Here is a 13,219-nt window from a genome sequence, read left to right as displayed (position 1 = left end):
GAAGCTGTCTTTCGGAACGTGCTTGAAAAAGCAGTTCGTAAGAAAAAACGAAAGTCTTTTTCAAACACGCTCCGCGAAACAATGAAAGGAAAGGATTTATCTTATGAAACTAAGAGAAACGATCATGAAACTTGTATTCCTGATTGCGGCATGCTGCTCCGTACTGGCTGTTGCACTGATCTGCATTTTCCTGTTCATGAATGGCGTTCCTGCCATTTTTAAAATCGGACCGCTGAAATTTTTGACCGGTACCGTGTGGAAACCGGGAAACAACATTTTCGGTATCCTGCCGATGATTGTCGGCAGTATCTGCGTGACCGGCCTTGCAATCCTGATGGGTGTGCCGGTTGCCATTCTTACTTCGGTGTTTCTTTCCCGTTACTGTCCGAAAAAGTTTTACGGCATCTGCAAATCAGGTATTAACCTGATGGCCGGTATTCCGTCTATCGTATATGGATTTTTCGGACTGGTTGTGATCGTCCCGTTGATGGCACAGCTGACAGGCAAAAACGGAAACACAATGCTGACGGCATCTATTCTTCTGGCCGTTATGATTCTTCCGACCGTGGTCGGTGTAACAGAATCCGCCATTACAAGCGTTCCGGAATCCTACTATGAAGCAAGCCTTGGCCTTGGTGCCACGCATTCCCAGAGCGTTTTCTTTGCAGTTGTCCCGGCGGCAAAATCCGGAATCCTGGCAGGTATCGTGCTTGGCATCGGACGTGCCATCGGAGAGACGATGGCAGTGATTATGATTGCCGGAAACCAGCCTCGTATGCCAAAAGGAATCACAGAAGGCCTTCGTACCATGACAGCCAATATTGTACTGGAGATGGGATATGCATCTGGACTTCACCGGGAAGCGCTGATTGCAACGGGTGTTGTGCTGTTTGTCTTTATCCTGCTGATCAATTTATCGGTGTCTATGCTGAACCGGAGGGTACATTATGGTGATTAAAGGAAATGGAGCTGTAAATACAATGGAAGCTGTAAAAATAAATACAAAAGAAAAAGAAAGAACAAAGGTTACGTATCACAAAAGTGTTTTTTCTTCGGTACTGACCGGAATTACCTGTGGAGCGGCCATTCTTGCACTTGCTATTCTGGTTTTTCTGGTTGGATTTATTCTGATCCACGGTGTGAAAAACCTGACACTGGAGCAGTTTGCATGGACCTATAATACAGAGAATGTTACGATGCTTCCGGCGATCATCAACACTGTTACGATGACAGTACTTTCCCTGCTGCTTGCTGCGCCCCTCGGTATTTTCTCGGCGATTTATCTGGTTGAATATGCCAATAAACGCGGAAAACTGGTTGGCCTGATCCGGATTACGGCAGAGACCCTTTCAGGTATTCCGTCGATCGTTTACGGTTTGTTCGGTATGCTGTTTTTTACGAAAACCCTGAAAATGGGATACTCGATGATGTCTGGTGCCTGTACCCTTGCCATCATGATTCTTCCGCTGATTATGCGAACAGCAGAAGAAGCCTTAAAATCGGTTCCGGATTCCTATCGGGAAGCAAGCTTTGGACTGGGAGCCGGAAAGCTTCGTACGATTTTTAAAATTGTTCTTCCATCTGCCGTACCCGGCATTCTTTCCGGTGTCATTCTTGCGACAGGCCGTGTCGTAGGAGAGACGGCAGCGCTTCTTTTCACAGCAGGAACGATTGCAAAGGTGGCAGGCCTTATGGATTCCGGCCGTACCCTTGCCGTTCATATGTATGCACTTTCCAGTGAAGGCCTCTATATGAATCAGATGTATGCAACCGGCGTCATCCTGATGCTGATTGTCCTTCTGATCAACGGCTGTTCTGGAATGATTGCGAAGAAAATTGCAAAGAAATAAAAGAGAGACGAGGAAAAAACATGAGCAAAATAGATGTATCCAATATGGATCTTTATTACGGAGACTTTCATGCATTAAAAAATATCAACTTGAGCATTGATGCCAATGAAGTGACGGCTTTTATCGGACCTTCCGGCTGTGGTAAATCGACCCTGTTAAAATCCATCAACAGAATGAATGATCTCGTTCCGGGCTGCCGGATCACCGGTGAAATGCTGTTGGACGGAGAAAACATCTACGGCGGAAAAATGGATGTCAACGGACTCCGAAAACGGGTCGGCATGGTATTCCAGAAACCAAATCCGTTCCCGATGAGCATTTACGACAACATTGCCTATGGCCCCAGAACCCATGGTGTCCGTTCCAAAGCGAAGCTGGATGATATTGTGGAGCAGTCTCTTCGACAGGCGGTAATCTGGGATGAGGTGAAGGACCGTTTGAAGAAAAGCGCACTTGGCATGTCCGGCGGACAACAGCAGCGTCTTTGCATTGCGCGTGCTCTTGCCGTACAGCCGGAGGTTCTTCTGATGGACGAACCAACCTCAGCACTGGATCCGATTTCTACTTCCAAAATCGAAGATCTTGCGGTAGAATTGAAAAAAGATTATACTATTGTCATGGTAACCCACAATATGCAGCAGGCAGCCAGAATTTCCGACAAAACCGCATTTTTCCTGTTAGGAGAGATAGTAGAATACGGAGAGACCGAACAGATCTTCTCCATGCCGAAGGATAAACGGACAGAGGATTACATTACAGGGAGGTTTGGCTGATATGAGGGAAAGATTTGAGCAGCAGATGGAAATTCTGCACACGGAGCTGATTGAGCTTGGCGCACTCTGCGAGCAGGCAATCGGACGGACATATGAGGTTCTGCTGGAGGGAAACCAGAGAGCGGCAGAAGAGATTATCAAAAAAGACCAGGTTGTCGATGCGAAAGAACGGGAGATCGAGGATCTCTGCTTCCGCATCATTTTACAGCAGCAGCCGGTAGCACGTGATCTGCGTCAGGTATCTGCGGCATTAAAAATGATTACCGATATGGAGCGGATCGGAGACCAGGCAGCAGATATTGCGGATATCGTAAAAGTAACGAGTCTTGATGTGCCGGATGCAAGCATCCGTCTGAAGGATATGGCGAAAGCAACAGCTTCTATGGTAACAAAATGCATCGATGCATACGTTAAGCAGGATCTGAAGCTTGCACGGGAGGTTATCGATTCCGATGATATCGTGGATGATCTTTTTGATGAGGTAAAGGATGAAATTCTGCAGGGTATGCGAAAGGGAATTACCACAGATGTCCAGTCTCTGGACTATCTGATGATTGCAAAATATTATGAAAGAATCGGTGACCATGCAACAAACATTGCGGAATGGGTTGTGTACTCCATTAACGGTCACCATAAAGGGGAATAACAGATGATCTACTGCGTGGAAGATGAAAGAAATATACGGGAACTGATCGTATACACACTGGAATCGAGCGGTTTTACCGCAAGAGGCCTGGAAAGCGGAAAAGAGCTGAATGCAGCTATTGCAGAACAGCTTCCGGACCTGATCCTTCTGGATATCATGCTTCCTGGAGAGGATGGGCTTGAAATTCTTTCACGCCTCAAAGCATCGGAAGTAACAAAAGAAATTCCGGTCATTATGGTAACGGCAAAGGGCGCTGAATATGATAAGGTCATGGGTCTGGACTGCGGAGCAGATGACTATATTACCAAGCCGTTTGGTATGATGGAATTTATCGCAAGGGTACGTGCCGTGCTGCGTCGCGCCGGAAAAGAAGAGAAGGAAAACGATGTGCTGGAGACCGGGGATCTGCAGATCCAGGTGAAACAGCATCAGGTTCTGGCCAAAGGGGAGAAGGTTACCCTGACCTTAAAAGAGTTTGAACTGCTGAAATTTTTAATGGAAAATAAAGGAATTGTCCTTACGAGAGACCGTCTGCTCGGCCATGTCTGGGGCTATGATTTTGACGGAGAAACCCGTACGGTAGACGTTCATGTGCGTACACTCCGCCAGAAGCTGGGCGAATGCGGCGAGCTGATCGAGACGGTCCGCGGCGTGGGATACCGGATAGGAGGCTGAGAAAGTAAGATGCGTAAAAAAGTCTTTCAACATGCGGGAGCGTTGATTATCGCTGCGATTATCCTGACTTTTTTCACCATGAGCTGGGCAATGTACAACAATACGGCGGAGCAGCTTCGTGTTTCGGTGAGAAATGAATGTGAGTATTACAGGTATTTTCTGGACAAGATGGGTGATGACAGTCTGGATAAACCGGCCGGCAAGATTACGGCAAGCCGGGTTACCCTGATTGACACGGACGGAACCGTTCTGTTTGATTCGGTCGAGGATGAGAACATGATGGGAAACCATTCCGGGCGGCCGGAGGTGATTGAGGCGGAAAAGACCGGGGAAAGCAATATTTCCCGTTATTCCGAGACCCTGCGGAGCAAAACATATTATACGGCATTGCGCCTGGACAATGGAAAAATCATCCGTGTTTCCCTGACGACAGACAGTGTGTTCGGTGTGATGCTGCGGAATATATGGCTGGTGGTTGTACTGATTGCGGCAGTCCTTGTCGTGGAGCTGCTGATGGTCAGCCATATGACAAAGGCGCTTGTAAAGCCGATCAATGAGATTGATCTGAATCATCCGCTGGACAACAAAGCATATGAGGAATTGAGTCCGCTGCTTGGAAGAATTCATCAGCAGCAGAAGCAGATCCAGCAGCAGATGGAGGAGCTCCGCCATAATCAGGAGGAGTATCTTGCCATCACGGAATATATGAAGGATGGTCTGATCGTGACAAACCAGTCAGTCGTACTTTCCATCAACCGTTCGGCACAGAATCTGTTTGATGTGACGGCAGAGGAATGCATCAACCACAATATCGTAACAGTCAGCCGCAACGAGCAGCTGAAGGAGGCACTGGATCATGCGCTGGAGGGCAGTTCCGAGGAACGGATGCTGGAGATAAATGGAAGAGTCTATCAGCTTCTTGCAAATCCGGTGCGTGTGGACCGTGTTGTATCCGGTGCGGTCATCCTGGTGCTGGATGTGACGGAAAAACAGAAAGCCGAGGTGATGCGCCGTGAGTTTTCTGCCAATGTGTCACATGAGCTGAAAACACCGCTGATGTCGATTTCCGGATATGCGGAGATCATCGAAAATAACATGGTAAAACCGGAGGATATTCCCAAATTTGCGGGCAGAATCCACAGTGAGGCGAGCCGGTTAAGCTCTCTTGTCGAGGATATTATCAAGCTGTCCAGACTGGACGAAAACGACCAGTCAATCCCGATGGAGGAAGTGGATCTGATGCAGATCTGCCGTGATGTCGAGGGACATCTTTCCATACGGGCAAAGGAGCAGCAGGTGAAGATGACACTGAGAGGAGAGAGCTGCCGGATCAAAGGTGCACGGCAGGTTCTTTATGAGATGATCTACAATCTCTGCGACAATGCGATCAAGTACAACCGCAGGGACGGTGAGGTCGAAGTGACGGTTTCCCGCGGAAGAAACGGACGGGCAGTGGTATCTGTGGCAGATACCGGAATCGGAATTGCAAAGGAAGATCAGGAGCGGATCTTTGAACGGTTCTATCGTGTAGATAAGAGTCATTCCCGTGAAACGGGAGGTACGGGACTTGGACTTTCCATTGTGAAGCATGGAGCGATTCTTCATGATGCGAAGATTAAAATTGAGAGTACACTTGGAACCGGAACAAAGATTATTCTGGAGTTTTAAGTGAAAAACAGATACCGCAAAAGACAGCATGCGGGGACAGAACCTATATGGGAGGCTTGAAAAATTCATGATTTTTAAGTGACCAAAGCGGTTCCGTCCCCGCATGCTGTCTTTTTATGTATGGCTTTGCATCGTTACAAAAATGCAAATTCGTTGTTTTGAATAAACAGAGTATTCAATATTTGGTAAATATGATAAGGGGGTTGGGGGTTGTTTTTTGATGCAGAGTATGGTATTGTAAATATAACGAGTTCCGGAAACGTTACCGACACCGTTTCCGGAAATACAGACGAGATACCGACAGCCCTGTTTTTACGAAACAAAATGAGCTGGCTATAGGGGTTGCATAAGTTAAAATTTGCTGCGTATCCGTGAACAGGAATTATGTATTTGTGGGGTCGGATGGATAGAAAAAACGACAAGGAGAAAGGGTTAAAAAATGAGAGCAAGTGGTATTTTACTTCCGGTAGCTTCGCTGCCGTCCCGATATGGAATCGGATGTTTTTCGAAAGAAGCATATGAATTTGTGGATCGCCTGGAGGAGGCCGGCCAGAGCTACTGGCAGATTCTTCCACTTGGACCGACGGGATATGGAGATTCGCCGTACCAGTCGTTCTCTACTTTTGCAGGAAATCCATATTTTATTGATCTGGAGACCCTGGTAAAAGAGGGACTTCTGACAGAAGAAGAGTGTGATGCGTGCGATTTCGGTGACAATGCAGAGTATATTGATTACGAAAAGATTTATCTGTCCCGTTTCAAAGTACTCAGAAAAGCATTTGAAAGATTTGCGGCAGATGACGTATATGATGCATTTGTATCGGAAAATGGTTACTGGCTGGAAGATTATGCGCTGTATATGGCGATTAAGGATGCACTCGGCGGAATCAGCTGGAGTGAGTGGCCGGCAGAATTAAAGGACAGAGAAGAAGCAGCACTGAATCAGAAACGGGAAGAACTTGCCGAGGAGATTGCATTTTACAAATTCCAGCAGTTTATGTTCCTGAAACAGTGGAAAGCACTGAAAGCTTACGCAAATGAAAAGGGTATCCGTATTATCGGTGATATTCCGATTTATGTTGCATTTGACAGCGCCGACACCTGGGCAAATCCGGTTCTGTTCCAGTTTGATGAGGACAACCAGCCAAAAGCAGTTGCCGGATGCCCGCCGGATGCGTTCTCCGCAACCGGACAGCTCTGGGGCAACCCGTTATACAGATGGGATTACCATAAGAGCACAGGTTATGCATGGTGGCTGTTACGTCTGGCTCACGTGTTTAAACTGTACGATACTGTCCGCATCGACCATTTCCGCGGATTTGATGAATATTATTCCATCCCATTCGGTGATCAGACGGCAGAGCGCGGCCACTGGGAAAAAGGACCGGGCATGGATCTATTCAACACCGTCAAAGAAAAGCTCGGCGATGTGGATGTCATCGCAGAAGACCTGGGATATCTTACCGAGAGCGTGATCGAAATGGTGAAAGAATCCGGCTATCCGGGTATGAAGGTGCTGCAGTTTGCTTTTGACTCCCGTGAGGAGAGCGATTATCTGCCACACAATTACGAGAAAAACTGTGTTGTCTACACCGGAACGCACGACAATGATACCATTCTTGGATGGTATTATGTCATGAGTGAGGAAGACCGCGAATTCTCCAAAGAGTATATGGGAAATGCAAAGAGTACCGACGAGGAACTCCCGTGGGATTTCATTCGCATGTCAATGGAGAGCGTGGCAAATCTGGCTGTCACTCCGATGCAGGAATTTTTAGGTCTTGGAACGGAGGCAAGAATCAACTATCCGTCCACACTTGGAAATAACTGGAAATGGCGCCTGCTTCCGGGACAGTTTACACCGGAAATGGCAAAGAGAATTCATCGGCTGACACAGATTACAGCACGTATTGCAAAATAAAAATACGCGCCGGAGAGAAAGCAAAACAGGCCGGGAAAACAAGCCGGAAGAGATTCCGGCAGAACAGGTACAGAGTTTAAAGGAGAGGCCTGCAGAATATGGAACAGGTAACAATCAGGGACATTGCCCGCAAATGTAAGGTAGGCGTGAGTACCGTATCGAGAGCGATGAACAATCATCCGGACATCAATCCGGAAACAAAAGAGATGATTTTAAAGGTGATTGCTGAATCGAATTACGTACCGAACAACAGTGCCAGAAACCTGAAGCGGTCGAATGCCAAAGCGATTGCCATTCTGGTAAAAGGCATGGACAACATGTTCTTCAACAACATGATCAGTGTGATTGAAGAGGTTGTGCGAAAAAAGAAATACGCCTGCATTATTGAGCGAGTAGAGGAAAAGGCAAATGAGGTAGACTCCGCGATCGAGATCGTCAAAGAAAAACGGCTGCGCGGCATCATTTTCCTGGGCGGAAACTTTACGCATCCGCATGAGAAAATGGCGCAGATCCCGGTTCCGTATGTAATCAGTACAATCGGGGCGGTTTCAGACGGAGGAAAACCGTGCGCGAGCGTATCGGTCGATGACTACAGGGAAAGCTACAAGATGGTAGATTATCTCTGCAGCATTGGGCACCGGCGCATTGCCATCATTACCGCCTGCGAGGACGACATCAGTATCGGACGCCTCCGTCTGAATGCGTACCGCCAGGCTTTACTGGATCATGGGATACCTTATGACCCTGATCTGGTATTTCATATGACGAAGGACGATACGTACTCTTTCGCCACAGGGTACAAGATAACAAAAGAAATTCTGGAAAAAAAGACGGAGTTTTCCGCACTGTATGCCACCGCGGATACGCTGGCAATCGGTGCGTGCCGTGCCTTAAAAGAGGCAGGGCTTACCGTGCCGGATGACATTTCCGTCGCCGGATTTGACGGAATTGATGCGGGAGAGTATTATATACCCAGTATCACAACGATCCGCCAGCCGGTGGAGCAGCTTGCCGCAGAGACGGCGAAGATGCTGTTTTCCTTAATTTCAGGAAAAGAAGAACCCTGCAGCAAAGTATACGATGGGGAACTCGTCGTAAGGGAATCCACAAAGTCGCGGATCGCGCAGCAGTAAAATATTTGCTGTTTCGCTGCCCCCAAAAGTGATTCAGAAGTGAACCGTCCCATTCAGGGAAAAGCTTTGAATGGAACTGCGAAAGCTGCCAATTGCAGGAAATCTGGAATGGCAGCGCAACTAAATGACACTGTGGGAATTTATCCACAGCAATACGAGGAGAAAAAAATGGAAGAAAGAATTCAGGCAATCTTAAAAGAGCGTTTTGGAAGAGATCTGGACAACTGCACAAAGAGCGAAATCTTTGAAGCCCTGATGGTTATCACCAAACAGGAGATGGCAGGTCGCAAAAGAAACACCGGAAGTAAGAAGCTGTATTATATTTCAGCAGAGTTTCTGATCGGAAAACTGCTGTCCAATAACCTGATTAACCTTGGCATGTACGAGGAAGTTGAAAAAGCACTTGCAGCTCACGGAAGAGAGCTGACCGAGATCGAGGAGATGGAAATGGAGCCGTCCCTTGGAAACGGAGGTCTCGGCCGTCTGGCAGCATGCTTCCTTGATTCTATCGCAACGCTTGGCCTGCCGGGAGACGGTATCGGCCTTAATTATCACTTCGGTCTGTTCCGCCAGCTTCTGGTCGACCACAAACAGAAAGAAGTGAAAAATCCATGGATCACAAATGAGAGCTGGCTCGTCAGACAGCCGGTATCCTTTGCAGTTCCGTATAAAAACTTCACAATGCATTCTACCCTGTATGATATCGACGTACCGGGTTACAACAATGGCTGTAACCGTCTGCATCTGTTCGATGTAGATACGGTAGACGAGAGTATCGTTCCATCAGACAGCATCAACTTTGACAAGCATCAGATCCAGAAAAACCTGACACTGTTCCTCTACCCGGATGACAGCGACCGTGCCGGACAGCTGCTTCGTATCTACCAGCAGTATTTCATGGTCAGCAACGGCGCACAGTTCATCCTGATGGAGTGCGAGCAGAAGGGCTACGATCTGCATAAGCTGTATGATCACGTTGTGATCCAGATCAACGATACTCATCCGTCCATGGTCATTCCGGAGCTGATCCGTCTGCTGCAGGAGAGAGGCTTTACCATGCAGGAAGCCATCGATGTTGTAAGCAAGACCTGTGCTTACACCAACCACACCATCCTGGCAGAGGCACTGGAAAAATGGCCGATCGATTACCTCGAGGAGGTTGTTCCGCACCTGATGCCGATTATCCACGAGCTGGACGCACAGGCAAAGAAGAAATACAAAGATGAGAAAGTAGCGATCATCGACAAGGATCAGCGCGTCCACATGGCACACATGGATATCCACTACGGATTTTCTGTTAACGGCGTTGCAGCACTGCACACCGAGATCCTGAAAAACTCCGAGCTGAAACCGTTCTACGATATTTATCCGGAGAAATTCAACAACAAGACAAACGGAATCACTTTCCGCCGCTGGCTGCTGCACTGCAACCGTGAACTGGCACAGTATATCGAGAGCCTGATCGGACCGGGATTCAAAAAAGATGCCGACGAGCTGGAAAAACTGCTCAAATACAAAGACAACAAGAAGGTTCTTGCAAAACTTGAGGAGATCAAACACAACCGCAAACTGGATCTCAAACAGTTCCTGTATGAGACACAGAATATCGCGCTGGATGAAAATTCCATCATCGATGTACAGGTAAAACGTCTTCATGAGTACAAACGCCAGCAGATGAACGCCCTGTACGCTATTTACAAATACATGGATATCAAGAGCGGCAACAAGCCGAAAACCCCGATCACCATGGTATTCGGTGCAAAGGCTGCACCGGCTTATATCATCGCAAAAGATATCATCCATCTGATCCTGTGCCTGCAGGAGCTGATTGATAACGATCCTGAGGTAAGCCCGTACTTCAAAGTGATTATGCTTGAGAACTACAACGTATCAAAAGCTGCAAAGGTGATCCCGGCAGCAGATATCTCCGAGCAGATCTCCCTGGCATCCAAAGAGGCTTCCGGAACCGGAAACATGAAATTCATGCTGAACGGTGCCCTGACGCTTGGAACAGAAGACGGTGCAAACGTTGAGATTGGCGATCTTGTCGGAAAAGAGAACATCTACATCTTCGGAAAGAAACCGCAGGATGTCATCGACCTGTACGCAGATGCTGCTTACTGCTCAAAAGACATCTATGACGAAGATCCGGAGATTGCAAAGCTGGTTGATTTCATCGTCAGCGATGAGCTTCTTGCTATCGGCGACAAGGTTTGCCTGGAGAGACTCTACAAAGAGATCTTGAACAAAGACTGGTTCATGACGCTGCTCGACCTGAAAGAGTATATCAAGACAAAAGAAAGAGTATACAAAGACTACGAGAACAAAGATGCATGGAACAAGAAGTGCCTGATCAACATCGCAAAAGCAGGCTTCTTCTCCTCCGACCGTACCATTGCACAGTACAACGAGGATATCTGGCATCTGGCATAAGTGCAGAACATGCATACAAAACGCCGCCGCAGACGATTCGGTTCGTCCGCGGCGGCGTTTTTTAATGCAATTTTTATGAAAGATTCAGCCGTCTGCTTAAGATATAGCGGCAGATCAGGAACAGAACAACGCAGAGCACCACGGTGATGATAAGTGTGGAAACCGAGGATGTGGTAACCACAGCAGTCGGTGTGGAGTCCTGGAAAACACGGACGATGCTGATTCCGCCGAAGATCTGGATCACGGTAGTCATGCCGATGTAAGAGAGGACAGCCGTCAGAATTTTGTGGCTGGATACCAGGCTTCCGATGCTGATGGCGGCATAGAACAGAAGAATGCCAAAGAACAGCGAAGCGAAGAAGCCAACGATGGAAAACAGTGCCATACCGATGTGGTTCGTGATGCCGATCAGGGAAAAAGCAGCATCGGCAACACCGGTAATCTGTGCCCAGAGATAGGACAGAAAATCGGAAAAGGTCATGGCCTTGTTGTAAAAAAGCAGGGTGTTTGCGGTAAAATACCGGATTGCGTACGGCAGAAGCAAAAAAGCGAAGGAAGCGAGAACGGAAAGTGCGTTTAAGATGCTCCATGCGCCGAAAACCAGCATTTTGGAGAGAATATGATCCGTTGCCGATACCGGAAGGACGTTGGTCAGATACCCTTCGTCGGTAAAAAGATTTTTATAGTAGCGCTGGATCATCAGCACCTGTGTCATGACGGATGCGGCGATCACAATCAAAACGTACGCAAACAGATAGAGGACGATCAGCAGATCCGGCAGCTCAGAAATCTGGGAAAAGAGGAATCCGAAGCCTCCGAGAGCGCCCATGAAAATGGCAGCACCGTTCAGCAGCGCCATGTTTTTCCAGCATGCTTTCCACTCATGTTTCAGACATTTTTTTAACATTTGAATACCTCCCTGAAATAAGAATCAATCGATTCACCCTCCTGCATCCGGATATCCTCAACCGAGGCGTGCAGTTTTAACTGGCCCTCCTGAATGAAAATGACTTCATCCAGAATATTTTCGACATCTGAGATGAGATGGGTTGAAATGAGGATGGATGCGTCCGGGTCGTAATTGTTTAAAATCGTCGATAAAATATAATCGCGCGCAGCCGGGTCAACGCCTGCAATCGGTTCATCGAGACAGTACAGCTTTGCGCGGCGGCTCATGGTAAGAATAAGCTGTACCTTTTCCTTTGTTCCCTTTGACATGGTTTTTAAGCGATCCTTCGGACTGATTTTTAAAGATTCCAGCATGGCGTTGGCGCGGGAAGTATCAAAATCGTCGAAGAAATCGCTGTAATAGGTCAAAAGATCCGAGACGCGCATCCAGCTGCCGAGATACATTTTATCCGGCAGATATGAAACAATTTTTTTTGTCTCAATACCGGGATGGTTGTTGTCGATACAGATTTCCCCTTCACTTGGCGTAAGCAGACCATTCAGCAGTTTTAGCAGGGTTGTTTTTCCGCTTCCGTTCGGACCGAGCAGTCCGATGATTTTTCCAGAGTCCAGGGAAATATTGATGTGATCGAGTGCGGTATGATTTCCAAAGCGCTTCGTAAGATCTTTACACGTTACAAGTTCAGGCATGATTTTCTTCCTCCTCCATGGTTTTTGCGAGTAACTGCAGGATTTCCTCCGGTGTAATGCCGAGCTGTTTCATATGGGCAACAAAAGCAGATACTTCTGCGGCGGCAAGTTCTTGTTTCATCTGATGAATTAACTCCTTATCTTCTGTGATAAAGCGTCCGCTGGTTCGCTGGGAATAAATGAGTCCGCTGCGTTCCAGTTCGGAGAGGGCTTTCTGCATTGTGTTGGGGTTGACGGCGGCCTCCTGCGCGAGATCGCGGACGGACGGAAGCTTGTCACCCGGCTGATATTGTCCGGTAACAATGTCCATCTGGACCCGCTCGATGATCTGCAGATAGATCGGCCGCGCGGAATCGAGGTTCCATGGCATAATGGCGTTCACTCCTTTTGTACTACTGTATTAATTTGATAATACAATCATACAATCGCTTTAGGGATTTGTCAAGAATTTTAAGAAAAAATTTTAGATTTCGAGGGAAAACTGTGGTAAACTAACCATAAGTGCGGCACAATAAAATTAG

The 13,219-nt window shown here is 47.5% G+C and carries 12 protein-coding genes; 9 read left to right on the top strand and 3 right to left on the bottom strand.

The genetic code is table 11. The features are described from left to right. Window positions 1-103: 103 nt before the first annotated feature. The 9 genes from pstC to DWX00_RS07995 all read left to right on the top strand — a co-directional run bounded on the left by pstC (window position 104) and on the right by DWX00_RS07995 (window position 11,099). On the top strand, window positions 104-958 hold the full coding sequence (gene pstC / locus DWX00_RS08035) for a phosphate ABC transporter permease subunit PstC (RefSeq protein ID WP_022462254.1): 855 nt from the start codon (window positions 104-106) through the stop codon (window positions 956-958). Beyond that, window positions 948-1,850 carry a phosphate ABC transporter permease PstA gene (pstA, locus tag DWX00_RS08030; RefSeq protein ID WP_330378100.1) on the top strand — a complete coding sequence of 301 codons (903 nt, stop codon included), beginning with the start codon at window positions 948-950 and terminating at the stop codon, window positions 1,848-1,850. The genes pstC and pstA overlap by 11 nt, the downstream gene beginning before the upstream one ends. Before the next feature lie 20 nt (window positions 1,851-1,870). After that, window positions 1,871-2,623, top strand: a complete 753-nt coding sequence (gene pstB / locus DWX00_RS08025; protein WP_118594999.1) for a phosphate ABC transporter ATP-binding protein PstB — start codon at window positions 1,871-1,873, stop codon at window positions 2,621-2,623. Between the two features lies 1 nt (window position 2,624). Then, a complete protein-coding gene (phoU, locus tag DWX00_RS08020) occupies window positions 2,625-3,269 on the top strand; it encodes a phosphate signaling complex protein PhoU (RefSeq protein WP_117804708.1) in 645 nt (214 codons plus the stop codon). 3 nt (window positions 3,270-3,272) lie between these two features. Further along, entirely contained in the window at window positions 3,273-3,944 is a 672-nt protein-coding gene (locus DWX00_RS08015) for a winged helix-turn-helix domain-containing protein (protein WP_022462258.1), read from the top strand. 9 nt (window positions 3,945-3,953) lie between these two features. Then, a complete protein-coding gene (locus DWX00_RS08010; RefSeq protein WP_118594997.1) occupies window positions 3,954-5,612 on the top strand; it encodes a sensor histidine kinase in 1,659 nt (552 codons plus the stop codon). Between the two features lie 439 nt (window positions 5,613-6,051). Further along, window positions 6,052-7,533, top strand: coding sequence for a 4-alpha-glucanotransferase (malQ, locus tag DWX00_RS08005; protein ID WP_118594995.1), 1,482 nt, complete (start codon window positions 6,052-6,054; stop codon window positions 7,531-7,533). A 98-nt stretch (window positions 7,534-7,631) separates the two neighbouring features. Continuing rightward, window positions 7,632-8,666 carry a LacI family DNA-binding transcriptional regulator gene (locus DWX00_RS08000; RefSeq protein WP_055227979.1) on the top strand — a complete coding sequence of 345 codons (1,035 nt, stop codon included), beginning with the start codon at window positions 7,632-7,634 and terminating at the stop codon, window positions 8,664-8,666. Between the two features lie 168 nt (window positions 8,667-8,834). Then, a complete protein-coding gene (locus DWX00_RS07995; RefSeq protein WP_055227980.1) occupies window positions 8,835-11,099 on the top strand; it encodes a glycogen/starch/alpha-glucan phosphorylase in 2,265 nt (754 codons plus the stop codon). A 73-nt stretch (window positions 11,100-11,172) separates the two neighbouring features. On the opposite strand, the gene DWX00_RS07990 is transcribed toward DWX00_RS07995, so the two are convergent. Genes DWX00_RS07990 through DWX00_RS07980 form a run of 3 tightly spaced genes read right to left on the bottom strand, consistent with a single transcriptional unit; the run spans window position 11,173 to window position 13,068 of the window. Continuing rightward, complete coding sequence (locus tag DWX00_RS07990; protein WP_118594993.1) at window positions 11,173-12,006, bottom strand: hypothetical protein; 834 nt, start codon at window positions 12,004-12,006, stop codon at window positions 11,173-11,175. Continuing rightward, window positions 12,000-12,698, bottom strand: a complete 699-nt coding sequence (locus DWX00_RS07985) for an ATP-binding cassette domain-containing protein (protein WP_118594992.1) — start codon at window positions 12,696-12,698, stop codon at window positions 12,000-12,002. Before DWX00_RS07985 ends, DWX00_RS07990 begins: the two co-directional genes overlap by 7 nt. Further along, window positions 12,691-13,068: a GntR family transcriptional regulator gene (locus DWX00_RS07980; protein ID WP_118594990.1), complete on the bottom strand. Its 378-nt coding sequence runs from the start codon at window positions 13,066-13,068 to the stop codon at window positions 12,691-12,693. Before DWX00_RS07980 ends, DWX00_RS07985 begins: the two co-directional genes overlap by 8 nt. Window positions 13,069-13,219 lie beyond the last annotated feature (151 nt).

The organism is Blautia sp. AF17-9LB (genome assembly GCF_003479185.1).
Lineage (GTDB): Bacteria > Bacillota > Clostridia > Lachnospirales > Lachnospiraceae > Fusicatenibacter > Fusicatenibacter saccharivorans.
Note: the sequence above shows the minus strand (reverse complement) of the source record. Positions and strands in the feature narration are given on the sequence as shown.

Coding starts and splice junctions, on each gene's coding strand:
- DWX00_RS07990 (WP_118594993.1), bottom strand. CDS start 12,006: ATGTTAAAAAAATGTCTGAAACATGAGTGGAAAGCATGCTGGAAAAAC.
- DWX00_RS07980 (WP_118594990.1), bottom strand. CDS start 13,068: ATGCCATGGAACCTCGATTCCGCGCGGCCGATCTATCTGCAGATCATC.
- malQ (WP_118594995.1), top strand. CDS start 6,052: ATGAGAGCAAGTGGTATTTTACTTCCGGTAGCTTCGCTGCCGTCCCGA.
- phoU (WP_117804708.1), top strand. CDS start 2,625: ATGAGGGAAAGATTTGAGCAGCAGATGGAAATTCTGCACACGGAGCTG.
- DWX00_RS08015 (WP_022462258.1), top strand. CDS start 3,273: ATGATCTACTGCGTGGAAGATGAAAGAAATATACGGGAACTGATCGTA.
- pstA (WP_330378100.1), top strand. CDS start 948: ATGGTGATTAAAGGAAATGGAGCTGTAAATACAATGGAAGCTGTAAAA.
- pstC (WP_022462254.1), top strand. CDS start 104: ATGAAACTAAGAGAAACGATCATGAAACTTGTATTCCTGATTGCGGCA.
- DWX00_RS08000 (WP_055227979.1), top strand. CDS start 7,632: ATGGAACAGGTAACAATCAGGGACATTGCCCGCAAATGTAAGGTAGGC.
- pstB (WP_118594999.1), top strand. CDS start 1,871: ATGAGCAAAATAGATGTATCCAATATGGATCTTTATTACGGAGACTTT.
- DWX00_RS07995 (WP_055227980.1), top strand. CDS start 8,835: ATGGAAGAAAGAATTCAGGCAATCTTAAAAGAGCGTTTTGGAAGAGAT.
- DWX00_RS08010 (WP_118594997.1), top strand. CDS start 3,954: ATGCGTAAAAAAGTCTTTCAACATGCGGGAGCGTTGATTATCGCTGCG.
- DWX00_RS07985 (WP_118594992.1), bottom strand. CDS start 12,698: ATGCCTGAACTTGTAACGTGTAAAGATCTTACGAAGCGCTTTGGAAAT.